Origin of the sequence: Streptosporangium roseum DSM 43021 (assembly GCF_000024865.1) — a bacterium.
Lineage (GTDB): Bacteria > Actinomycetota > Actinomycetes > Streptosporangiales > Streptosporangiaceae > Streptosporangium > Streptosporangium roseum.
In genome coordinates this window covers 4215921-4239651 of record NC_013595.1, presented here as the reverse complement: position 1 = coordinate 4239651, position 23731 = coordinate 4215921, and the positions used below count along the sequence as shown (strand labels likewise).

General features: G+C 70.2%; 14 protein-coding genes. 5 read left to right on the top strand and 9 right to left on the bottom strand.

Translation table 11 applies throughout. The annotated features are described in order from the left end of the window. The first annotated feature begins 215 nt into the window (after positions 1 to 215). Together SROS_RS18465 and SROS_RS18460 are read left to right on the top strand one after the other, a co-directional pair. Positions 216 to 2252: a glycoside hydrolase family 71 protein gene (locus SROS_RS18465; RefSeq protein ID WP_012890463.1), complete on the top strand. Its 2037-nt coding sequence runs from the start codon at positions 216 to 218 to the stop codon at positions 2250 to 2252. 180 nt (positions 2253 to 2432) lie between these two features. Beyond that, on the top strand, positions 2433 to 4034 hold the full coding sequence (locus SROS_RS18460; RefSeq protein ID WP_012890462.1) for a phospholipase D family protein: 1602 nt from the start codon (positions 2433 to 2435) through the stop codon (positions 4032 to 4034). Between the two features lie 55 nt (positions 4035 to 4089). On the opposite strand, the gene SROS_RS18455 is transcribed toward SROS_RS18460, so the two are convergent. The 6 genes from SROS_RS18455 to SROS_RS18430 form a co-directional block, all read right to left on the bottom strand. Then, entirely contained in the window at positions 4090 to 5841 is a 1752-nt protein-coding gene (locus tag SROS_RS18455; RefSeq protein ID WP_012890461.1) for an acetyl/propionyl/methylcrotonyl-CoA carboxylase subunit alpha, read from the bottom strand. Between the two features lie 150 nt (positions 5842 to 5991). Next, a complete protein-coding gene (locus SROS_RS18450; RefSeq protein WP_012890460.1) occupies positions 5992 to 7281 on the bottom strand; it encodes an RNA-guided endonuclease InsQ/TnpB family protein in 1290 nt (429 codons plus the stop codon). A 6-nt stretch (positions 7282 to 7287) separates the two neighbouring features. Next, entirely contained in the window at positions 7288 to 7680 is a 393-nt protein-coding gene (gene tnpA / locus SROS_RS18445; protein WP_012890459.1) for an IS200/IS605 family transposase, read from the bottom strand. Between the two features lie 244 nt (positions 7681 to 7924). After that, the gene (locus tag SROS_RS18440; protein ID WP_012890458.1) at positions 7925 to 10702 is read right to left on the bottom strand and encodes a helix-turn-helix transcriptional regulator; all 2778 of its coding nucleotides are present in this window, start codon (positions 10700 to 10702) and stop codon (positions 7925 to 7927) included. Between the two features lie 261 nt (positions 10703 to 10963). Continuing rightward, positions 10964 to 12721, bottom strand: a complete 1758-nt coding sequence (gene leuA, locus SROS_RS18435) for a 2-isopropylmalate synthase (RefSeq protein ID WP_245564668.1) — start codon at positions 12719 to 12721, stop codon at positions 10964 to 10966. A 16-nt stretch (positions 12722 to 12737) separates the two neighbouring features. After that, complete coding sequence (locus tag SROS_RS18430) at positions 12738 to 13076, bottom strand: hydroxyisourate hydrolase (protein WP_012890456.1); 339 nt, start codon at positions 13074 to 13076, stop codon at positions 12738 to 12740. A gap of 531 nt (positions 13077 to 13607) precedes the next feature. Between SROS_RS18430 and SROS_RS18425 the strand changes: the two genes are divergently transcribed. Both SROS_RS18425 and SROS_RS18420 read left to right on the top strand, forming a co-directional pair. Further along, on the top strand, positions 13608 to 13826 hold the full coding sequence (locus SROS_RS18425; RefSeq protein ID WP_012890455.1) for a hypothetical protein: 219 nt from the start codon (positions 13608 to 13610) through the stop codon (positions 13824 to 13826). Between the two features lie 408 nt (positions 13827 to 14234). Further along, on the top strand, positions 14235 to 17303 hold the full coding sequence (locus tag SROS_RS18420) for an AfsR/SARP family transcriptional regulator (protein WP_012890454.1): 3069 nt from the start codon (positions 14235 to 14237) through the stop codon (positions 17301 to 17303). A gap of 306 nt (positions 17304 to 17609) precedes the next feature. Here SROS_RS18420 and SROS_RS18415 read toward each other — a convergent pair whose 3' ends face one another. From SROS_RS18415 to SROS_RS18405, 3 genes are read right to left on the bottom strand one after another with little or no spacing between them, the layout of a single operon-like run. Continuing rightward, positions 17610 to 19427 carry a serine/threonine protein kinase-like protein gene (locus tag SROS_RS18415; protein ID WP_012890453.1) on the bottom strand — a complete coding sequence of 606 codons (1818 nt, stop codon included), beginning with the start codon at positions 19425 to 19427 and terminating at the stop codon, positions 17610 to 17612. Then, complete coding sequence (locus tag SROS_RS18410; protein ID WP_043652299.1) at positions 19424 to 19942, bottom strand: hypothetical protein; 519 nt, start codon at positions 19940 to 19942, stop codon at positions 19424 to 19426. Before SROS_RS18410 ends, SROS_RS18415 begins: the two co-directional genes overlap by 4 nt. Then, positions 19894 to 20178 (bottom strand): protein kinase family protein, encoded by a 285-nt coding sequence (locus SROS_RS18405; protein WP_043652295.1) that lies wholly within the window; start codon positions 20176 to 20178, stop codon positions 19894 to 19896. Before SROS_RS18405 ends, SROS_RS18410 begins: the two co-directional genes overlap by 49 nt. Before the next feature lie 419 nt (positions 20179 to 20597). Between SROS_RS18405 and SROS_RS18400 the strand changes: the two genes are divergently transcribed. After that, positions 20598 to 23435 (top strand): carbohydrate-binding protein, encoded by a 2838-nt coding sequence (locus SROS_RS18400; RefSeq protein WP_012890451.1) that lies wholly within the window; start codon positions 20598 to 20600, stop codon positions 23433 to 23435. Positions 23436 to 23731 lie beyond the last annotated feature (296 nt).

Genomic DNA, 23731 nt, shown 5'->3' with positions numbered 1-23731 from the left:
ACCACGTTCCGGAACGGTCTCACAACAGGGAGAACGTCATGGTGAGGGCGCCTTCCGACGCATCCGTCCCGGTTACCCGGCGGCGTTCGCCGTTTCAACCGTTCCAATCCGAAATACCAATAAATCCAGTACCGAAACTTGGGCATTAGCCCCATGGGGCTGACGGGTCGCAGCTATCTTGATCACGACTTGTACAGCAAGCCGATGGAGTTCAATTGCCCCCCAACCGACGGACGACGGTCGCGCTGATCGTCGCCGCTCTCTCCCTCGCCGCCTCGGGAGGGCTCGCCACCGTCTCGGCACCGCCCGCCGCGGCGGCCATGGCGGACACCACGGTGCCCGCGACCGACGACGTCTTCATCAGCCAGGCGGACCCCGCGAAGTCCTACGGGACCGCGACCTGGCTGTCCGCCTGCGCCGCGTCGTGCAACGACAAGACCAACGGTGAGCGCCGCGTGCTCACCGGCTTCACCGTCTCGGGTGTGCCGAAGGGCGCCCAGAACGTGAAGATGACCCTTGAGGTCACGCCCGGCAGGACCGTCGAGACCGTGATCTCGGTGCACAAGGTGACCAGCGCCTGGTCCGAGAGCGCCACCACCTGGAACAGCAGGCCCACGCTCGGCGAGGCCTTCGCCACCCGTGACGGCTTCACCGCGAACAAGGCCGCCGGGATCGACGTTTCCTCGGCCTTCACCGGCAACGGGCGCTACACCTTCGCCCTCACCGCCGGCGAGGGACCCGTCGCCGTCCTGTACTCCTCGCGGGAGACGGGCAACAGGGGACCACGCCTGAAGATCAGCTACTCCCCGGCCGGCGCCACCCCGACTCCCACGCCCAGTGCCACTCCCACCGCTACGGCCACGCCCACGCCGCCGCCGTCAACCGGGAACTGCCTGCCGTTCGACAAGCCCTCGACGGCGGCGCTGCGCTCCTTCGACAAGAAGGTCTTCGCCTTCTACTTCCCGCCCTTCCCCGTGTCGATCGACAACAAGGACCCCTCCAAGGACCAGCACGCCTCCTGGCTGGACCCGATGGGCTCCAACGGGATGTACGCCGGCCAGGGCGGGCACTCGCGTGACCGGCCGCTGCCGCGCCCGGTCCGCCCGGAGAAGAACTGGCGCCAGCTCGACTTCGAGGTCGAGGTACGGCAGGCGATCGCGATGGGCCTCGACGGGTTCATCTACGAGCACCACACCTCGGCCAGCGACCAGCGGTTCAACCAGTTCCCCGCGATGCTGGCGGCGGCCAAGGCGGTCGACCCCAACTTCAAGATCATGCTCAGCCCCGACTTCCCCACGGCCAAGGACTCCCCGCACGACAAGGTCATCGCGGACATCCTCATGGCCAAGGGGCACCCGTCGCTCTACAAGCTCGACGACGGCACCATCCCGCTCGCGCCGTTCTATCCGGAGCGGCACCCTGCGGCCTGGTGGGACCAGCTGCGCGACAAGCTGGCCGCCCAGGGCATGAAGACCTCGCTCTTCCCGATCTTCCTCAGCTGGAACGGCACCGGGAAGACCGAGTGGAACGACCACGTCGTCGGCTACTCCTCGTGGGGCAGCAAGTGGGTGAGCACGACCGAATCCCTGCGCAAGGGCGGCATCGAGGCCCACAAGCGGGGACGCCTCTACATGGCGCCGGCCTCGCTCGAGGACGTGCGCCCCAGGGACAAGCGCCTGTGGGAGCCGGCCAACAGCCAGCTGCTGCAGCAGTCGTTCCTGAAGGCCGCGCAGGGTGACGCGGACATCATCGCGCTCATCACCTGGAACGACTACGCCGAGTCGTGGGTGGCGCCGTCGGTCAAGCGAGGGTACGCGCCCTCCGACCTGATCGCCTACTACACGACGCTGTTCAAGACCGGGAAGGCGCCGGCGGTGGCTCGCGACGCGCTCTACTACTTCCACCGCAGCCACCGCACCGACGCGCCGTTCGACGCCACCAAGCAGACCATCGGCCCGATCAAGGTCCTCAACGGCGACCCCGCCACGAACACCGTGGAACTCGTCGCCTTCCTCAAGACGCCGGGCAAGCTGGTGATCAAGCAGGGTTCCCAGGTCAACACGTTGGACGCGCAGGCGGGGCTGGTCTCGTTCAAGGCGGAGATGGTGCCGGGCACGACGCCCGTCTTCGAGCTCCAGCGCGGCGGGAAGACCGTCCAGACCGTGGAGAGCAAGACCCCGATCCGCAAGAGCGTCGTCTACCAGGACCTCATCAACCACGCCGGAGGTGGCCTGAGCTGCAACCGTCCGTGACCACCGCGGCGTCCCCTCCTCGCGGGGGGACGCCGTCCCGGACGCCGGACCGCTGAAAGCCCGCCGTCTCCGGCCGCCCGATCTGCCGGGCGGCCGGAGACGGCGGGTGCCGGGGAGCCCGCCCCCCTCCCTGACGGCACGGAATGTGAAGTCAGGGTAAAAAAGGGTAGATCGCGCTAAATGAAGGAAGACGACTGGTTCCTCAAGGGCGAGGAGCGCGGCAACCCGGCGTCACAGATCGACGCCCGGCATGACGGCGATCTCGCCTGGTCGGGCGGGAACACCGTACGTCCCATCCCGCACGGCGCGCCGTACTTCACCGAGCTGCTCGCCCGAGTCCGCGAGCTGCGTGCCGGAGACCTGCTGCTGTTCACCGACTGGCGCGGCGATCCCGATGAGAAGCTGGACGGCCCCGGCACCGAGGTCGCCGGCGTGTTCTCCGAGGCCGCCCGGCGCGGCGTCGTGGTCAAGGGCCTTCTGTGGCGCTCGCACTGGGACCGGCTCCGCTTCAGCGAGGCCGAGAACCGCCACCTCGGAGAGGCCATCGAGGCCGCCGGCGGCGAGTGCCTGCGTGACATGCGCGTCCCGCCCGGCGGCTCCCACCACCAGAAGCTCGTCGTACTGCGGCACCGCGCGGAACCGGAGCGCGACGTCGCCTACGTCGGCGGCATCGACCTGTGCTGGAGCCGCCGGGACGACGCCTCGCACAACGGCGACGCGCAGGCCACCCCCATGGCCGAGGTGTACGGCGCGCATCCGCCCTGGCACGACGTCCAGGCCGCGATCCGGGGACCGGCCGTCGGCGACGTCGAGGCCGTGTTCCGGGAACGCTGGGAGGATCCCCAGCCGCTCACCCGCAATCCCCTGCACCGCCTCGCCGATCTGATCCGCCACGAGGACACCCGGCCGGACCCGCTGCCACCGCAGTTCCCCGACCCGCCCGCCTGCGGCCTGCACGCCGTACAGCTCCTGCGGACCTACGCCCACCGGCGCACCCGCTACCCGTTCGCGCCACGGGGGGAACGCAGCATCGCCCGCGGCTACCTCAAGGCGCTGCGCCGCGCCCGCTCACTCATCTACATCGAGGACCAGTATCTGTGGTCGCCCCAGATCGCCGAGTCCTTCGCCGAGGCGCTCGAGGCCAACCCGGGCCTGCGGATGATCAGTGTCCTCCCGCTCCACCCCGACCAGGACGGCGCGCTCAACGGCACCCCCCAGATCCTGGGCCGCAACCAGGCCCTGTCGGTCCTCAAACGCGCGGGCGGAGAGCGCTTCGCGGTGTACGGCATCGAGAACCGGGACAGCACCCCGGTCTACGTCCACGCCAAGGTCTGCGTCGTCGACGACGTGTGGGCGACCATCGGCTCGGACAACTTCAACCGCAGGTCCTGGACCTACGACTCCGAGCTCACCTGCGCGGTGCTCGACGAGACCCCCGACGGCCGGGAACCCCGTGATCCGGGGGGCCACGGTGACGGCGCGCGCCGCTTCCCCCGGGACCTGCGGCTGACCCTCGCCCGAGAGCACCTCGACCGGCCCGGCATCCCCGACGCGGAGCTGCTGGACCCGGAGGCGTTCTTCGCCGCCTTCGCCGACTCCGCGCACGCTCTGGAGCGGTGGCACGCCGGGGGACGCCGGGGCCCCCGCCCGGCCGGACGGCTGCGGCTGTACGAACCGGTGCGCATGTCACCCCTGACCACCGCCTGGGCCACGCCGTTCTACCGGATCGTGTGCGATCCCGACGGGCGCCCCCGCGCCATGCGCCGCAGCGGCGTCTACTGAGCCGCTCCGGCATCCGGCCGTCTCCGGGCGGGTGGGGAGGTTCCCTCCGGGTTGGTCAGGTGTTTTTGATGTCGCAGATGAGCGCGCCGGCGGTGACGCTCTGCCCGGCCGAGGCGGTCAGGTTCGTCACGGTGCCGCTCTGGTGGGCGGTCAGGGGTTGTTCCATCTTCATCGCCTCCAGCACCACGATCACATCGCCCGCGGTGACGGTGTCGCCGTCGGCGGCCACGACTTTCACGATCGTGCCCTGCATCGGGCTGATCAGGCTGTCGCCGCCGGTGGCGGTCTTCTTACCCGGTGCGGTTCGGCGTGGGCTCCGCCCGCCGGTGGTGGGGGTGGGGGTGGCGAAGCCGGCGGGCAGGACCACTTCCAGGCGTTTGCCGCCGACTTCGACGGTGAGGCGTTCGCGGCCGGTCGGTTCGGTGGTTTCGGTGGGGCCGTCGTAGGGGGCGATGGGGGTGGTGAACTCGGTTTCGATCCATCGGGTGTGGATGGTGAAGGGTTCGGCGGTGAAGGCTTGCTCTTCGACGATGGCGCGGTGGAAGTCCAGCACGGTGGGCATGCCGTCGATGGTGAACTCGGCCAGGGCGCGGCGGGCGCGGCGCAGGGCTTGGTGGCGGGTGGCGCCGGTGACGATGAGTTTGGCGATGAGGGAGTCGAAGGCGCCGGGGACGGTCATGCCGGCTTCGTAGCCGGCGTCCAGGCGGATGCCGGGGCCGGCGGGGGTGCGCATCGCGGTGATGGTGCCGGGGGCGGGCAGGAAGTCGCGGCCGGCGTCTTCGGCGTTGATGCGGAATTCGATGGCGTGGCCGCGTAGTGGGGGGTCGTCGTAGCCGAGGGGGTGGCCGTCGGCGATGCGGAGCATCTCGGCGACCAGGTCGATGCCGGTGACTTCTTCGGTGACGGGGTGTTCGACCTGTAGGCGGGTGTTGACTTCGAGGAAGGAGACGGTGCCGTCTTGGCCGATGAGGAATTCGCAGGTGCCGGCGCCGGTGTAGCCGGCTTCGCGCAGGATGGCTTTGGAGCTGTTACGCAGCAGCGTTTCCTGCTCGGCGGTCAGGAAGGGGGCGGGGGCTTCTTCGACGAGTTTTTGGTGGCGGCGTTGCAGGGAGCAGTCGCGGGTGGAGACGACGACGACGTGGCCGTGGGTGTCGGCCAGGCATTGGGTTTCCACGTGGCGGGGGCGGTCGAGGTAGCGTTCGACGAAGCATTCGCCGCGGCCGAAGGCGGCGGTGGCTTCGCGGACGGCGCTGTCGTAGGCGTGGGGGATGTCGGCGATGGTGCGGGCGACTTTGAGGCCGCGGCCGCCGCCGCCGTAGGCGGCTTTGATCGCGATGGGCAGGCCGTGTTGGTGGGCGAAGGCGATGGCTTGGTCGGCGTTGGTGACGGGGTCGGGGGTTCCGGCGACGAGGGGGGCGCCGACGCGGTGGGCGATGTGGCGGGCGGCGACTTTGTCGCCGAGGGCGGTGATCGCGGCTGGGGGTGGGCCGATCCAGGTGAGGCCGGCGTCGATGACGGCTTGGGCGAAGGTGGCGTTTTCGGCGAGGAAGCCGTAGCCGGGGTGGATGGCGTCGGCGCCGCTGGTGTGGGCGATGGTGAGGAGTTTGTCGATGGCGAGGTAGGTGTCGGCGGGGGTGGTGCCGGTCAGGGCGTGGGCTTCGTCGGCCAGGCGGACGTGCAGGGCGTCGAGGTCCTGGTCGGCGTAGACGGCGACGCTGGCCAGCCCGGCGTCCTTGCATGCGCGGGCGATCCGCACGGCGATCTCACCACGATTGGCGATCAAGACCTTGCGGAAACGACGGTTCATTACGGCCTTCGCAGCGTGGGGGACGGTCACGCGATCTCCTCACCGGATTTCCTGGTACACCACTCCAGAGCTATGAAATACACCGATTCCGCAAGGGTAATCAGATATGTCCTTTTCTCGACACCCCTACAATTGAAGCGCTCCCCACGGCTAAAGCCGGGGGATTCCAGCCAGCCCGGACCCCGCTGTTGCGGTGCTCTGCGCTGCTGTTGCTTGGCGATTGGCCTTGCGGCCCACGCGGTTGCGTGGTTTGCGCGCCCCAGCCCGCACACCCGGTCTGGGCTGTGCGAACTCCGCCCTCCCGGCGGTGAGTACGTTCTTGGCGGCGTTCACGTCGGCGTGCTCGATGTGTCCGCACGAGGTGCACCGGAAGACCGCTTGGCTCTCGCGGGACTTCCGGTCCACCACCGTGCACACGTTGCACGTCTGACTCGTGTACGCCGGGTTGACAGTGATCACGTGGGTGCCCGTATACCGGGCCCTACTACGGGTGGCCAGCTCGATCCGGTACCAGCCCTTGTCCAAGATAGACCGGTTCAGTCCGGTCTTAGCGGCGGCCCCGTTCGGCAAAAACGCGCCCGGCTGCTCAGGGTCTGGCCTGGGTTCGACGCCAGCGGTCATGTTCTTGGTCGTGAGCGCCTCGAACACGACCATTTCAAAGCCCGTGGCCAGGGTATGGGCGGTCTTGGCGGCGAAGTCCTCCCGGCGTCTGCGGACCTTCCGCGCCATAGCGGCGACCCGCCCGGCAGCTTCCTTGCGCCGGGCCGATCCCTTCGCGGTCCGGACGAAGTCTCGCTGAAGCTTCTTGGCATGCTCGACTTCCCGATCACGGGCGAACACCCGATGGTGGAAGCGGCCGTCCGAGCGGGTCACGACCTTGACCACGCCCCGGTCGATCCCCACGGCGCTGCCGGGGTCGGCGTGCCGCTCAGGCGGGGTGACTGCGTCCTCGACGAGAAAGCTGATGTACCAATGCTCACCGTCCCGGCTGACGGTGGCGTTCTTGGCCTTCCCGCCGAGCGGGCGGGTGAGGCGGAAGCGGACCCAACCGAGTTTCGGCAGCTTCACTCGCGCCCAGCGCCGGTTGAGCCGCTCGACCGTGATTTTCCCGCCCTCAGGGAATCGGAAGCTCGGCGGGTTGGCGACCTTCGACTTCCAGCGGACCTTCCACGTGCCGTGCCTGGCGCACGCCTGATCCAGGTCGATCAACGCCTGCTGCAGGCAGTGACCGGGCACCTCGGCCAGCCAGGGGAAGTCATCTTTCGCCTCAGCCACTTGGCGGGCCTGGTCGTGATAGCCGATCCACCCACCACGCCGACGGTAGATCCGGCGCTGTTCCAGCGCGGTGTTCCACACCGACCGGCACGCCCCGCCGATGCGTTCGGCGAATTCACCCTGCTCGGGGGTGAAGTCCAGGCGGTACTTGCGTCCGGTAAGCACCGGCGATCACCGGTTCTTCTGCTTCTCGACGTAGCGCTTGACCACGTCCAGGGGCGCACCACCCACGGTCGCTACGGAGGAGGAGTTCGTCCACAAGGTCGGCAGCTTCGACTTCAGCGCCGGGAATTCCTCGCGGAGCAGGCGAGAAGTACGGCCTTTGATGGCCTTGACCAACGTGTGGATCCCGAGTTGGGGGTCCACCTCGACCAGTAGGTGAACGTGGTCGGGCATGACTTCGAGTTCCACCAGCCACGCCCCCTTCTCTTCGATCACCTCACGAATCAACTGTTTAAGCCGTTCTTCGATCCGTCCGCCCAGAACCCGCCGCCGGTACCCGGGGCACCACACCACGTGGAACGCGCACTGGAAGGCGATGTTGCTGTTCGTCCGGAGCGTCACGGTCCCACTGATCAGTATGCGGAAGGGAGCTGTCTACCGCTCAAAGATTCGATTACCCATCAAGGAGAACGCTCATCAGGTCAGAACATGCTCGGCCTGGCGGCCCTCCCGCGCCGGGCTTACCCCCACGGCTAAAGCCAGGGGTCCGCGCCCGGCATCTCAGATCGGCCCCGGCAGCGCCGGCTCGGGTCGAGCCGGCGGCCGGACGCGGTCGGGCCCGCGCCACACCGCCCGCCGGCACGGTTCAGGCGGTGACCGGACTGCCGAATTCGAGGCTTGACGGCAGGTCCGCGCGCCGGGTGATGTTCAGCTTGCGGTATGTCCGGGTCAGGTGCTGCTCCACCGTGCTGATCGTGATGTAGAGCTTGCCGGCGATCTCCCGGTTGGTGTATCCGGCGGCCGCCAGGACGGCGACCCTGCGCTCGGCGTCGCTCAGGACGGCGCCGGGCTCGGCCGTCAGCGTCCCGGTGTCGCCGTCCCCGTCCCGGGGGAGCGCCCCGCCCAGCGGTCCGGCGCCGCATTCCCTGGCCACGGCCTGCGCCCGGCCCGCGATCATTCCCGCGCGCCGGTACTCGCCGAGCTCCTGGTAGACCTTGACGAGATCGGAGAGCGCTCTGGCCAGCTCGTACCTGTCCCCGGCCGTCTGCAGCAGCTCGGTCGCCTGGCGGAGCAGGGTGGTGCGCTGCCGCGCGTTGCCGGTGGCGGCCATCAGGCGCATGGCGATGCCGTGCGCCCTGGGTGTCGCGGGACCGCAGCGCCTGAGCTGTTCCTCGGCCAGCTGCCGTGCCTGCTCCGGCCGGCCCAGGCGCAGGCAGGCCTCGGCGGCGTCGGCCCGCCAGGCGACGAGTCCCGGCACGTCGAGCTCCCACCGGCTCATCAGCTCGCCGCAGCGCTGGAAGTCGCGCAGCGCCAGGGCGGGGTGGTCGGTCGCCAGGCTGTAACGGCCTCTGGCGTGCAGGTAGTGCAGGCCGTACCGGGTCCGGAACATGGCCTCGGGCACGGGCTGGTCGAGGTATTCGTGCACGGCGTCGTATTTGCCCATCGCCGTCAGGGCCAGGACGAGGCTGCTCAGCGGCCCGCCCGCGGCGACGCCCCAGCTGCTCAGGGGGATGATGGCCAGCGCGGTGCGCGCGTGGTGCTCGGCGCCCGGCATGTCGCCCTGGCGGATCGCGATCTCGGCCCGGATGGCGGCGAGCCTCGCCTGGCGGCTCGGGGCTTGCAGCGAGGACGCCTCCGCGCTGAACAGGTCGCACCAGGGCGCGGCCCGGTCGGGCCGCCCGGCGTAGGTGAGGGCCAGGAGCGCGCTCTCCACGGTGTCCATCGACATCTCGTCGAGGCGGCAGCCGCGCAGGATCCGCTCGACCGCGTCCAGGACCTCCTCGCGCGGTCCTCTGGCGAGCACGTCGGCGAGCGCGAGCGCGGCGTCCAGCCGGCGGTTCGCCGTCACCGACACGATGGCGGCGCGGTCCTGCTCGCCGGTCGTCTGCTGGAGGTGGGCCAGGAAGGGAGGATGGGTGGCGCGCAGCCACGGGCGGGCGATGACGAGCTCCGTCACCGTCTCGGCGTCCATGCCGGCCCCCGACTCGCTCAGATGCTCCAGCACGTCCCGCGCGTCCTCGAAGCGGCCGTGCCACAGCAGCGCGCGGGCCAGCACCACGGCGTCGCTCCCCCGGAGATGGCCCCGCTGCATCGCCTCGGCCAGTTCGGCCAGGTGCCCCGCGGGCGCGGCGGGGTTGATCCGCCATTCGGCGCGCACGAGCATCGTGGTGATCTTCATGCGCTGCTGCTCGTCCACGCACTCGCGCCACGCCAGCCGGAGGTAGGCGACCGCCGACTCCACGCGCCCCTCGCGCAGGGCGTTCCTGGCCGCGTCCTCCAGCACGGAGACCCCCCAGGGGGCGTCGACCCGGCCGGCCTGGAGAAGGTGGTCGGCGACCGTCGTGGTGGAGGCGCCGCCCTCGTGGGCCAGCTCCGCCGCGCGCCGGTGGAGATCGGCCCACTCCCCGGAGTCCACCTCGGCCAGTACGGCGGTGCGTGCCGCCTCGTGCCGGAAGCGGCCCAGGGCGAGCAGGCCGGCGACGGTCAGGAAGTGCAGCGCCCGGATCACGGACGCGGGACCGACCCCGAGCAGCTGGGCCAGGGAGTCGGGCCCGCCGAGGATGGCGAGCCCGCGGGCCACCCGGAGCATCTGCGGCTCACCGCGGCGCAGGCACGACAGCACGGCCTGGCCGTACCGGTCGCCGACGACGAGCTCCGCCGGCGCCTCTCCACCGGAGGAGTGCAGGAAGTCCTGGTAGTCGTCCACCAGCGCCCCGGCCAGCAGCGGGTTGCCGCCGCTGACGGCGTACCAGTCCTCGGAGAACCGCTCGGCCGCCTCCTTGCCCACCCGCCTGGCGACCAGGGACATCACCCCCGCCCTGGAGAGCGGGGCGAGCTGGATGCGGCGGCAGTGCGGCTGGCGGAGCAGCTCGGTCTGGAAGAACGTCTCGCTGGACCACCCGTGGTCGGAGTGGCTGAACACCGCGACGATCCGGGCGAACCGCACCCGCCGCGACAGGTAGGAGAGGCAGAGCAGGGACGCCCGGTCGGCGTGCTGCACGTCGTCCACGACGATCATCAGCGGATAGCGTTCCGACAGTTCGAGCAGGAGCGTGCACAGAGCGTGGACGATCTGTGCGTCGACATGGTCGAGAGGCTCCGCCTGGGAGCCGGACGGCGTCACGGTGCGGGCGCCTTCGTCCAGCAGGGCCATGGCCCGCTCGCGCTCCTCCGCCACCAGCGGCGAGTCCTGGATCAGCTGGCGCAGCACGCCCAGCGGCAGGTCGCGCTCGACGCGCGACCCCGTCGCCGTGACGGGCAGGGCGCCCAGTTCGAGGGCCTGCTCCGCGAAGCTGTGCAGCAGCTCGCTCTTGCCGGTGGCGACGGTGCCGCTCACCAGCGCGACCCTTCCCTTGCCCATGACGGCGTTGGCCAGAAGCCCCTCAAGGGAGGCCAACGCCTCATCTCTTTCGACCAAGCTCATGATCAGCCTCCCTCTACGAGAAATGGGTCCGGCGGTTCAGAACCGCAACTTACGGCCGGACGGAGTGCGCAGGTCCAGTGAGTCGAGCGCCTTTACCTTCTGCTTTTTGAGCTGGATTCTCCGCATCGTCGTCGCACCTTTCGATCTCGGCTGTTCTCCGATGGGGTGACGATGACGACGCTAGGCGAGTGCGGTTTTCATCCGTTATCGGCCGGCTATCACCGCTCCGGCCGGCTGTCGCCCGCGGGCGACAGCCGGCCGTCACCTGCCCGCGGCGACCAGTGGCGCGACGATCCCCGTCGCCTCCCCGCCCCTGGCGGGCAGGCGCTTCAGCCGCGCCCTGATCACGGCCGAACGCACCGCCGCGAGGGACGCGGCCTCGATGTCCCTGTCGATGCCCACCCCCCAGGAGACCCGCCCCTCCACCCGGCACTCGGCGTAGACGGCCACGTCCGCGTCCGGACCGCGGTCCTGGCCGGCGATCCCGGTGCGATGTACGGCCCGCACGTCGAAACCCCAGCGGGTGAGCGTCGCCCGGACGGCCTGGACGGTGTCCGCCCTGTCCGCGCCGACGTCGAATCTCTCGCCGTCGATGTGCAGGGAGGTCGTCACCAGCTCGGTGCCGGAGGCGAGGGGGACGGGCAGGTCGGAGCTGGAGAGGTACTCGCGCTCGAAAAGCCTCTTGACCCGGTCGGGCGTGATCTCCCCGCCCTCCGCGTCGGCCTGCGACTGGACCACGTGCGCGAAGTCGATCTGCAGGTCACGCGGCAGGTTCAGGCCGTGCCAGGCGCTCATGACGTAGGCCACGCCGCCCTTGCCTGACTGGCTGTTGATCCGCACGACGGCCTCGTACGTCCGGCCCACGTCCTCGGGGTCGAGCGGCAGGTACGGCATCTCCCACGGGAGGTCTCCGACGGCGGCGCCCCGATGGGCGGCCTCGCGCTCCAGGGCGTCGAACCCCTTCTTGATCGCATCCTGGTGGGAGCCCGAGAAGGAGGTGTAGACGAGGTCGCCCCCGTAGGGGTGCCGCGGATGGACGGCCAGCCCGTTGCAGCGTTCGACGGTGCGGCGGATCTCGTTGATGTCGGAGAAGTCGATGCCGGGATCGACCCCGTGGGTGAACATGTTGAGCCCGAGCGTGACCAAGCAGACGTTGCCCGCCCGCTCGCCGTTGCCGAACAGGCAGCCCTCGATCCGCTCCGCGCCCGCGAGAAGGGCCAGCTCGGCGGAGGCCACGGCCGTACCCCGGTCGTTGTGCGGATGGATCGAGAGGCAGACGTGCTCTCTTCTGGAGAGGTTGCGGCTCAGCCATTCGATCTGGTCGGCGAAGACGTTGGGCAGGGAGCGCTCGACGGTCGTGGGGAAGTTGAGGATGATCCCGCGGCCCGGTTCCGGCTGCCACACGTCCATGACGGCCTCGCAGACCTCCAGCGAGAAATCCAGCTCGGTGTCGCTGAAGAGTTCCGGGGAGTACTGGAAGCCGAGGTCGCAGTCGCCCAGCGTCTTCTCGGCGTATTTCATCATCAGCCGGGTTCCCTGCACCGCGAGGTCCTTGCACTCGTTGCGGCTCATGCCGAACACGACCCGCCTGAACAACGGCGATGTCGCGTTGTACAGGTGGATCGTGGCGCGCGGCGCCCCCTCAAGGCTCTCCACGGTGCGCCTGATCAGCTCGTCCCGGGCCTGCACGAGCACCGAGATCCGCACGTCCTCGGGGATCCGCTCCTGCTCGATGAGCACGCGCAGGAAGTCGAAGTCGTCCTGGCTGGCGACCGGGAACCCCACCTCGATCTCCTTGTATCCCATGCTCACCAGGAGTTCGAACATCGCCAGTTTGCGGTCGGGGGACATGGGGGTGGCCAGCGACTGGTTGCCGTCGCGGAGATCGGTCGACAGCCAGCGCGGCGCGGAGCCGATGATGTTGTTCGGCCAGGTGCGCCCGGGGAGGGGTACAGGCGTGAACGCGCCGTAACGCCCGGTCTGTCGTGTCGTGGTCTTCACCGGCGAATTCCTTTCCATGCCTGCGCGATCGCCGTTAATTATTCGACCCGAAATACGTCGAATAGGAGTACGGCGAAAATATTACTTTGATTTGGTATGCGTCTGTTTCATCTTTCATGCGGAATATAACTGCTATTTCGGGATAAGCGGCGCTGAGGCCGAGGTTGACGAAGTAGTAGTCGCTGTCGAACACGATGCGATACAGCCCGCGCTCGAACTTCTGGCCCCACCACTCCGTGATGCAGCCGTCGCCGTCGGTCTCGGCGACCGCGATAGCGCTCCAGTAGCTGTCCTCGGCCCGTTCCAGGCGCGCCCGCACGCCGGCGGCCGAGCGCCCGTAGACGCTGTCCAGCGCCTGTGCACTGATACCCATGTCAGGAATACCTATCTGTCAGGCCCGCCGCGGCGGACCGTCTGATCACCTCTGCCATCACGCACCGGAGCGCGGCGGCGGGCCTCCGCGGCCCGGTGGACGCCTGTACGCGTCCCGGCTCCTCCGGCTCCCGACCCGACACGCGCCGGCCCGGCCGCCGGATAACGGCGGACACCGGCCGGTCCGGTGCTCCGTCCAGACTTCCGGAGCCCGCTATCGATACGCCTTCGTCCCGCTATCGCCGCTCGGCGTCCCGCTATCGCCCGCAGGCGTCCCGCTATCGCCCGCCGGGCCGGGTCGGAGGGGTCGATGCCGCGGAACCGCCGGCGGGCATCGCCACGGCCCGGCCGCACAATTGGCAACCCCTCCCCGCAACCGGCGATGAAAGGCGTATTCACCCTCTTGAGCTGCGCTAATGGCACGTCAGAAGCGATCCGATAATGACCGGATGGCGGCGGCTGCGAACTTCGAATTGCACAGACCAACCGGCCCGCGACGACAGGCCACCGCGACAGACAAGAGGGCAGAAAAATGAGCGCTTACACCAACAGCCGCATCTTCCGCATCGCTTTCTCCGCCATCATCGTCACCGCGGGTGTGACGGCCACGGGCGCCGTCGCCAGTGCGGGTGTGGCGGCCACGGGTGCCGCGGGGATCACGGTTGTGAGCGCGTCGGACGTCCAGCCGGTCCCCACCCCCACCCCCACCCCGACCGCCCACCCGAACGGCGACCCGTGGGGCGGATCGTGAGCTCATGAGCTCGTGAAGTGAGCGTCGCGGGCCGGCATCGGCCAGCCGAACGGCCGGAGACATAATGTCTCCGGCCGTTTTCCGTTCCCGTATCAATGAGGTTACGGTCACAAACAGTGGGCGAACTCAACGGAATCCACATAATCCCCCTGGCAGGCAATCACGCGAAGTAGTACACTCCACACGAAAGAGACACATTGCACACGGGGTGACTCTGGTGTCGGTAGGATGAGCAGCCGCGGACATCGCGAACATCAACGACAATTGCCGAGACAAGACAGACCTTCCTGGTCTCCCTGGGGACGCACGCCTGACAGTGAGGTTGGACAACTGACGCTTCTCTCGCATCGGGAAGCGTAGGGACTTTCGCATGGGCCGGGGTTGCGGGTTTTCTTCAAGGAGATGCGGGTGGAGTTTCGCGTTCTGGGCCCTCTGGAGGTAGTCACCGGCGACCAACGGCTCGACCTGGGAGGCATCAGGCAGCAGACCGTGCTCGCCGCCCTCCTCCTCGACGCCAACCGAGCGGTCACCACCGGCCGGCTCATGGAGGCGATCTACGGAGACGATCCCCCCACCACCTCGCGGGCCCAGGTGCAGATCTGCATCTCCGCGCTCCGGCGCCTCTTCGCCGCCCACAGCAGCGCCGACGTCATCTCCACCCAGTCCCAGGGATACGCGATCCAGGCCGACAGCAGCCAGATCGACTCGCACCGCTTCGAGAAACTCGTCCTGCAGGCCCGGCGCGCCCGCGAGGACCGCAACCTCGACGAGGCCATAAAGCACTACCGCAAGGCGCTCGCGCTCTGGCGCGGTCCCGCCCTGGACGGCATCGAGAGCAGGCTCGTGCAGTCGGCGGCGAGCAGGCTCGCCGAACACCGGATCACGGCGAACGAGGACTGCGTCCAGCTCGAACTGGACCTGGGCAGGCACCACGAACTGGTCGGCGAGCTCACCGAGCTCGTGGAGGAGTATCCGCTGCGCGAGCGGCTCCGCGGCCATCTCATGCTGGCGCTGTACCGCTCGGGACGCCAGGCGGAGGCGCTGCAGGTCTACCGGCTCGCCCGGCAGACCATGATCGACGAACTGGGGATCGAGCCCAACGAGCGGCTCCAGCAGCTCGAATACGCCATCCTCACCTCCGACGAGAGCCTCGACCTGCCGGCGCAGCCCGCCAAGGTCGTCGAGGAGCCGACGGCCCGCGTCCCGAACTCGCCGAGCATGCTCCCCACCGACATCGCCGACTTCACCGGCCGCACCAAGCAGATCGACGACATCCGCCAGCGGCTGACGCTCGCCGTCGACGACCGGTCCCGCTTCGCCGTACCGATCATCGCGATCGTCGGGAAGGCGGGGATCGGGAAGACCACCGTCGCGGTGCACTCCGCGCACAGCGTCGCCGAGCACTTCCCCGACGGGCAGCTCTACGCCGACCTGCACGGAGGCGTCTCTCGCCCGACCAGCCCGATGCAGGTGCTCGAACGGTTCCTGCGCGTGCTCGGCGTGCCCGGCACCGCGCTCCCCGACGGCCTGGAGGAGCGGGCGGAGATGTACCGCTCCCTGCTCGCCGACCGCAGGATGCTGATCGTGCTGGACGACGCGGGCAACGAGAGCCAGGTCCTGCCGCTGCTTCCGGGCAATCCCGCCTCCGCCGTGATCATCACCAGCCGTAGCCGGCTCGCCGGGCTGGCCGGCGCGATCCACGTCGACGTGGACGTTTTCGATTCGAGCCAGTCGATGGACCTGCTGTCCCGGATAGCGGGTGTGGAGCGGGTGCAGTCCGAGGCGGAGTCCGCCGCGGCGCTGGCCGAGCTCTGCGGGCAGCTCCCCCTGGCACTCCGCATCGCCGGCGCGCGGCTCCTGGCGCGCCCCCACTGGAGCATCGAGCAGCTCGTGGGGCGGCTGGAGGACGAGACCCGCCGGCTGGACGAGCTCAAACACGGCGACATGGGGATCAGGGCCAGCATCTCGCTGACCTATGACGGCACCGGCGACGACGCCCGGCGGCTCTTCCGCCGCCTGGCGATCCTGGACTCCCAGATCTTCTCCGCCTGGATCAGCGCGGCCCTCCTCGACATGCCCTTCGCCGACGCGCAGGACCTGCTGGACGACCTGGCCGACGCGCAGCTCGTCGAGACCACCGGAGTCGGGCGTGGCGTGCACACGCAGTACAGGTTCCACGACCTCATCCGGGTGTTCGCCCGGGAGCGTCTCGCCGCGGAGGAGTCCGCCCCCGAGCGGGGCGCGGCGCTGGCCCGCGTGCTCGGCGGCCTGCTCTTCCTCGCGGAGGCGGCCCGCCGCCGGGAGTACGGCCCCGACATCCTGATCCACAGTGACGCCTCCCTCTGGTCGCTGCCCAGGGATCTGGTCGACCAGCTCATCGCGGTGCCGCTCGCCTGGTTCGAGCGCGAGCGCATGATCCTGGTCTCCGGCATCCGGCAGGCGGCGCAGGCCGGCCTCGTCGAGCTCTGCTGGAGCCTCACGATCAACGCGGTGACGTTCTTCGAGGCGCGGGTCTACCTCGACGACTGGCGGGAGACCCACGACATCGCGCTGGCGGCCACCCGGCACGCCCGGGACAAGCGCGGCCAGGCGGCGATACTCCACTCGATGGGCTCGCTGGCCATCACCGAGCAGCGATTCGACGACGCGCAGCGCGAATTCGAAGCGGCGGTCAGGCTGTTCCGGGAGGTCAGCGACGATCGCGGCGTCGCCATGGCCATCCGCAACATCGGGTTCCTCGACCGGATGAACGGCCGCTTCGACGAGGCGGCGGCGCACTACGAATGGGCGCTGGAGATCTTCCGCACGATCGGGGACCAGGTCGCCGCCGCCTACGCGCTCCACAACCTGGCCCAGCTCAGGCTGGAGTTCGACGACCTCGAAGGCGCCAAGCGGCTGCTGTCGGAGGCGCTGCAGCTCAGCGGGAACGGCGGCAGCCGAAGGGTGCGGGCCCAGGTCCTGCACCGGATGGGCCACGTCCACCTCCAGTCGGACGAGCCCGCCCTCGCCGCACGCGTCTTCGACGAGGCGCTGACCGTCGTCAGGGACATCGGCGACCCCACCGGAGAGGCGTACGCGCTGCACGGGCTGGGCATCGCACGGCTCCGGCAGGGCATGCTCGCCGAGGCGGAGGGGGCGCTGCGCCACGCCCTGATGCTGGCCAGCACATCCAGCCAGCGGCTCGCGGAGGCGCGGGTGCTGGTCGGGCTGGGTGAGCTGACCATCGCGTCGGGCAATCCGGCACAGGCCGTGCCCTATTTCCAGCAGGCCCTCACCCTGTTCCGCCGGATACAGGTTCCGGTGCACGAGGCCCGCACCCTCATCATGCTCGGCGACGCGCACCTGGCCGCCGGAGACAGTTCCGCGGCCCACAACGCGCTGGCCGAGGCCCACGCCCTGGCCGAAAAGCTGGATCCCCCGGCGGCCGAGCAGGTGCGCGAACAGCTCGCCGAAAGGGCGCGCGGCCGGGCGGAGTGACGGAGCCGCCGCTTTCCGGGAACGTTCCGTGGAGGCGGGGAGACGTCCATTCGAAATGTTCTTCCGAATCACTCCGCCAGAGCATCATTCCGAATCATCCGGATCGCACGGCGCGCCCCGTCCGCGCGACCGCTCCGGCCATGGACGCGTACGCCGGAGACACGCGAAACAATTCTCGCGGGACGCACGGCACTGGCCCAGTGGACCGAGCAGGGCACCGACCGGGTCAAGATGATCGTCTTCTTCTACGAGCAGTAGTACGAGCGGCAGGCCCGTGGCGCGCCTGCCGGGCCGCGGGCCGTCCCGTCAGCGCCCCACCCGCCGCCGTTCCGCGCGGTCGAGCCGCCAGCGGCCGTACCGGCCCTGCCAGCGCACCCGCGCGCGGCGCCAGCTCGCCTGACCCCGGGAGAGCCCGCTCTCGGAGCGCTCCACCAGCGCCCGCGTCACCGCCGACCTGATCGCCGGGTAACGCAGCCGCAGCTCGAACCAGAGGGACTCGGCGGCCCCGCCGGCCCGGACCAGGACCGAACGCCCCTGGTCCGTGAGCTCCTGCCGCCGTCGCCGGAACTCCTCCCGGCTCTCCTCGGCGAGCTGCCTGCCGGCCTCGTCGGCGCTTGAGGTGAGCAGGAGCACCGACACGATGGCGGCGCGGGTCTCGACCTCCCCGGCGTTGCCCTTCAGGGCTTTCCTGCGCTGCTCCGCCCACCAGGTGACCCGCCCGATCGCGGCCCGGCGCAGCGGGTGCAGGCTTTCGGCGCGCAGCCGCCACCGCTGCGCGCGGGCGGCCTGCGGGACCAGGCACAGCTCGACGGCCGCCGCCACGCCCCGCTCCCACGTTCCGGCGGAGACCGGCCCGACGATGTCGTACAGCCGGTCGAGCACGGCGCGGACCTCGGCCATCACGACGGGGACCTCGGCCTCGACCGCGAGCAGGCGCGCGCATCCGCCCGCCGTACCCTCCGGGCATTCCGGGTGCGAGCAGCGGTGGCGGGCCGCGTGGGCGAGCGCGCCGGCCGCCATGGCGTCGGCGACGGCGTGGTGGCCGGACGATCCGCCCCTGGCCAGGTCGAGGAGGCCCTCGGCGTCGATGGCCATCCCCCGGTATCTCGGCCGCAGCCCGGCCGTGAACGCGGCGGCGAAGGCGGCGACGGCCACGGGCTCCGCCTTGTCGAGCCACTCCCGGTCGAAGCGCTCGTCGCGGACCTCGCGATCGAGCCAGGCCACGAGGCGGTTCCGGCCGCCGTCGCGCAGCCAGGTCTCGGCCGCCCCGGGCCGCGCGGTCAGGTCGATCGCCAGTGCGGCGGGGGTGGCGTGGTGCCGGCCGGCGAACTCCACGGGAGCGTACCGGCGGACGGCCGCGACGGGCGGCTCGGCGCCCGCCAGCCACGACCGCACCTCGGCCGCGCCCCACCGGGTGGCGGGGTCGACGGCCAGCAGCCCGGCGAGCAGCGGCTCCCAGCGCTCCCGGTCGACGGCTCCGAGCTCGACGTCCGCGTCACCCGGCTCGAACACCGGAGGACGCCCGGTCAGGAGCTCGTGAGCGACGACACCCAGCGTCCACCAGGCGGCGGGGGCTCCGCGGACCCCTTCGAGGGTCTCGGGCGGCGCGGGCCAGGGAGAGCCGCCGGGAAGGGCCGCCCACTGTGCGGCACGGTGGTGGCCGAGCGCCAGGACCAACGGCTCGGTCTGCCTGACCAGCAGGTCCTCGGGGCCGAAGTCGCCTACCTCGTGTCCCAGGGCTTTCTGCCAGCCGTCGAGGCAGCGGGTGACGGCGGCCACGACCTCGCATGACCGCTCCTCGTGGAACGGCCCCCTGTTCATGAAGTTCAGGAGGTCGCGCAGGCTTCCCAGCGGGAGGAACTCCTGGACCAGCCAGGTCGCCTTCGAGCGGTCGTAGTCGATCAGCCTCGTGGTGTACGGCTCCGCCGTGATGAGGCCGGCCACCCGTTCCAGCAGGGCCGGGTCCGCGTTCAGCCCCGGGCGGTAGATCCTGAGCGTCACCGCCGTGGAGTCACCCCCGTGGGGGTAGGCGAGGTAGAGGTCGCACTCGTCGTTCTGGAGCAGGAGGCGCTCGGGCGCGTATCTCCCGCCGAGGGTCCACGGGACGGACGCGCGGGGGATCATGCGTCCCCCGCCGGCAGTCCGAGGAGGACAGGCAGGATCACCGGCACCGCGAACCGGCGGCAGCGCCCGGCGCGCCGGGCCCTCTCCCCGGCGTCCTCCGGCCGGCGCGGCCGGAGGGCCGCACCGGTCACCGGATACATCCGCCGGGGAGCCGGGGCCGAGACAGGGGCGAGGACCGGGGCCGGGGCGTAGCGGGCGAGGAGACGGGTGACCACGATCCTGCCGCGGCCCGGGACGCTCTCCACGTCGGCGTCGTGAGCGGCTCTCCGTTCCCGGATCCACCAGGGGGCGTCGCTCTTCACCTTGCGGATTCTAGCCAAAAAGGCGCCGAGCGCTCCCGGGCGGAGGGTCAGCTCGGCCGCGGCGCTCCACGCGAGGCACATGTCGCCGGCGGCGGGGACCCCTCCCGGTGCAAGGTCGTGGCCGAGATTCCTGGCGTGCCGTTCGATCACCGGGCGCAGCCAGCTCAGCCTGCCGACCACTTCGGCGACGGTCCGGGGCACCTCGTCGGCCACCCGCCCGAGCACCCGGCAGCCGTCCGGGCACATCCGCCGGTGCGCGCATTCGTGTGCTGCCAGCGGGAGTCGCGGTCGACGGTCAGCAGCCCCTGGACCAGCATGCGCCAGCGGGGATCGGCGATCGCCGACAGGTCGAAGGGACGCGCCTGCCGCAGGACGGCGGGTATGTCGCCCTCGGCGAGGTCGTGGTACGGCGTCCTGCCGGTGAACAGCTCGTACACGATCACGCCCACCGACCACCACGCCGGCGGCCCGCCACCGGGAGTCGCGCTCCTGTCAGTTCAGCGGGAGGACGTGGGGGCGTTCGATCGGCGTTCCCTCCGGGACTCGATGCCGCGACGCGGCGGATTGCGACGGTCGCGGGGTCGGAGAGCACGCGTTCGCCGAATTAAAAACATCCGTACGGCGGGGGCACAAGTGTCGAAACGTTTCGGCTTGTGTAACATTTTCATAACCTTGCACAGATTTTTCGCCGACCTGCAACGGATCAGCCGGTTGCTGATTCGTTACCTGCCTCGGGGGTGCACAGCGCGACACCCGCGTGTTACAAACCCAATTAATTGCTCTCCAAGACAAATAAAGGCACCACGGCAACCAGCGCGGCGGCGCGCGCCTTGCCTGACTTAACCCCCCAGGTCAGGAAAGGACCCACATGTCACCCCGTTCTCGGCCCTGGATCAGGACGCTCGCCACGGCGTTGCTGGTCACGGCCGGCAGCCTGGCGATCCCCACGGCCCACGCGGCCCGGACCGCTCCCGCGGCTCAGGCGACGGCCGCCATCCCCCCGTCCGACTACCAGCAGGTCCAGCTCGCCGTCGGCGCGGCCAAGCTCGGCGAGGCGATGTCCCTGGCGGTGCTGCCCGACCGGTCGGTGGTCCACACCGCCCGCAACGGCACGGTCCGCGTCACCGACGCGTCGGGCACCACCAAGGTCGCCGGCACCCTGAACGTCTACACGCACGACGAGGAAGGGCTGCAGGGCGTCGCGGCGGACCCCGGCTTCGCCACGAACCGCTACATCTACCTGTACTACTCGCCGAAGCTCGCCACCCCGGCGGGCGACGCCCCGAAGACGGGCACCGAGGCCGACTTCGCCGCCTGGAAGGGCCACCTCAACCTGTCGCGGTTCGTGCTGAGGACCGACGGCACGCTCGACCTCGCCAGCGAGAAGGTCGTCCTCGAAGTCCCCAACGACCGGGGGCAGTGCTGCCACGTCGGCGGCGACATCGACTTCGACGCGGCCGGGAACCTGTATCTCACCACCGGTGACGACACCAACCCGTTCGAGTCCGGCTCCTTCACGCCCATCGACGAGCGGACCGACCGCAACCCGCAGTTCGACGCCCAGCGTTCCTCGGGCAACACCAACGACCTGCGCGGCAAGGTCCTGCGGATCAGACCGACCGCGGCCGGCGGCTACACCGTCCCCTCCGGCAACCTCTTCGCGCCCGGGACCGCCGGGACCCGGCCGGAGATCTACGCGATGGGCTTCCGCAACCCGTTCCGGATGTCGGTCGACAAGGCCACCGGCGTCGTCTACCTGGGCGACTACGGTCCCGACGCGGGTTCGGGCGACGCCAACCGCGGCCCCGGCGGCCAGGTGGAGTTCACCCGGATCACCGGGCCGGGCAACTACGGCTGGCCGTACTGCACCGGCACCAACACCCCCGCCGAGACCTACAACGAGTTCACCTTCCCCGACGGCCCGTCCGGCGCGAAGTACGACTGCGCGGGCGGCCCGGCGAACAACTCCTTCCGCAACACCGGCCTGGCCAGGCTCCCCGCGGCCAAGCCGAGCTGGATCAAGTACGGCGACGCCGGCTCACCGCCGGAGTTCGGCGGCGGCTCGGAGTCGCCGATGGGCGGGCCGGTCTACCGCTACGACGCGAACCTCGACTCCGCCGTCAAGTTCCCCGCCTCGCTGAACGGCCGCTACTTCGCCGGCGAGTACGGCAGGCGCTGGATCAAGGCGATCGAGGTCAAGGCCGACGGCTCCCCCGGCGAGATCGCGGCGTTCCCTTGGACGGGCACCCAGGTCATGGACATGGCCTTCGGCCCGGACGGCGCGCTGTACGTGCTGGACTACGGAACCGGCAGCGACAACCAGGCCCTCTACCGGGTCGAGCACATCGGCGGCACCAACCGCAACCCCGTCGCCAAGGTGACCGCGGACAGGACCTCGGGTCCGAACCCGCTGGCCGTCGCCTTCTCCTCGGCCGGCAGCTCCGATCCCGAGGGCGGCGCCCTCACCTACTCGTGGAGGTTCGGCGACGGCGGGACGTCCACCCAGGCCAACCCGTCCCACACCTACACCGCCAACGGCACCTACACGCCGACCCTGACGGTCACCGATCCGACCGGGCTGACCGGCACCGCGAGCGTCATCGTGACGGTCGGCAACAGCGCTCCGTCGGTGTCGCTCGCCTCCCCCGGCGACGGCCGGCCCTTCGCCTTCGGCGACACCGTCCCCTTCCAGGTCAACGTCTCCGACCCGGAGGACGGCGCCGTCGACTGCGCCAAGGTGAAGGTCACCTACCTGCTGGGCCACGACAGCCACCGCCACGCGATCACCTCCAGGAACGGCTGCTCCGGGAGCATCGCGGTGCCGGTCGACGGTGAGCACGACGCCGCGGCCAACATCTACGGCGTCTTCGACGCGGAGTACACCGACGCCGGCGGCCTGACCACGCACAGCGTCCGCGTGCTGCAGCCCCGGCACAGGCAGGCCGAGCACTTCGGCGCGCAGTCCGGAATCCAGCCGGCCGACCACACCGCGGCGGAGGGCGCCAGGACGGCCGGGTTCATCGACAACGGCGACTGGATCTCCTTCCAGCCGTACGTGCTGTCCGGCGTCAGGAGCGCGTCCTTCCGGGTCTCCTCGGCCGGGGCGGGAGGGACCATCGAGGTGCGGGCGGGCTCGGCGACCGGCACCCTGCTCGGCACGGCCGCCGTACCGGTCACCGGTAGCTGGGAGACCTTCACCGACGTGACCGCGAGCATCTCCGGCGCGCCCGCCGGGAGCACCACGCTGTTCCTGGTGTTCAAGGGCCCGACCGGCGCGGGCAACCTGTTCGACGTGGACGCCTTCACCCTCGTGACCGCGGCCGGCACGACGGCCGAGGCGGAGTCCTACACCTCCACCTCCGGCGTGCAGATCGCCGACCACGCCCCCGCCAGCGGCGGCAGGACCGCCGGATACATCAACAACGGCGACTGGACCGGCTACTCCACCATCACCACCACCGGCGCCACCGCCTTCAGCGCCCGCATCTCCTCCGCCGGACCCGGCGGCACCATCCAGATCCGCTCCGGATCGGCCACCGGCGCCCTCCTCGGCACGGTCACCGTACCCACCACCGGAGGCTGGGAGACCTTCCAGAACGTCACCACCCCCCTGACCGCCTCCGCCACCGGCCCCCTCTTCCTCGTCTACACCGGCACCGGCACCGGCTTCCTGTTCGACGTCGACACCTTCACCCTCACCAGGTAGGCGAGCCGTGGCCCGTGGCGCGCCGTACCGGCCGCCACGGGCCTTCGCATGCCTCCCGGCGGTCCGGTGGCACTTCATGAGCTTCCTGGCCGGGGTCGCTTTTTCCGTATGTATACGGATATCGATACGGATGTTCGGCACCTGATCGCGGATCTAGCGTCACGGCACAGGTTGCTGCACATCCATCTTCCTTTTCACCCCCCGATTCCCGCTGCGCCCGCCGCCGGGTGTCCACCCGGCGGCGCGGTCGCCGCTGCTCGCGTACACGGCGAGACGCGGCAGGGGATACCGACCGA

Excerpts from the sequence above, each read along its gene's own strand:
- SROS_RS18455 (WP_012890461.1), bottom strand. The coding sequence starts at position 5,841 with ATGAACCGTCGTTTCCGCAAGGTCTTGATCGCCAATCGTGGTGAGATC.
- SROS_RS18400 (WP_012890451.1), top strand. The coding sequence starts at position 20,598 with ATGTCACCCCGTTCTCGGCCCTGGATCAGGACGCTCGCCACGGCGTTG.
- SROS_RS18425 (WP_012890455.1), top strand. The coding sequence starts at position 13,608 with ATGAGCGCTTACACCAACAGCCGCATCTTCCGCATCGCTTTCTCCGCC.
- SROS_RS18415 (WP_012890453.1), bottom strand. The coding sequence starts at position 19,427 with ATGATCCCCCGCGCGTCCGTCCCGTGGACCCTCGGCGGGAGATACGCG.
- SROS_RS18460 (WP_012890462.1), top strand. The coding sequence starts at position 2,433 with ATGAAGGAAGACGACTGGTTCCTCAAGGGCGAGGAGCGCGGCAACCCG.
- leuA (WP_245564668.1), bottom strand. The coding sequence starts at position 12,721 with ATGGAAAGGAATTCGCCGGTGAAGACCACGACACGACAGACCGGGCGT.
- SROS_RS18430 (WP_012890456.1), bottom strand. The coding sequence starts at position 13,076 with ATGGGTATCAGTGCACAGGCGCTGGACAGCGTCTACGGGCGCTCGGCC.
- SROS_RS18440 (WP_012890458.1), bottom strand. The coding sequence starts at position 10,702 with ATGAGCTTGGTCGAAAGAGATGAGGCGTTGGCCTCCCTTGAGGGGCTT.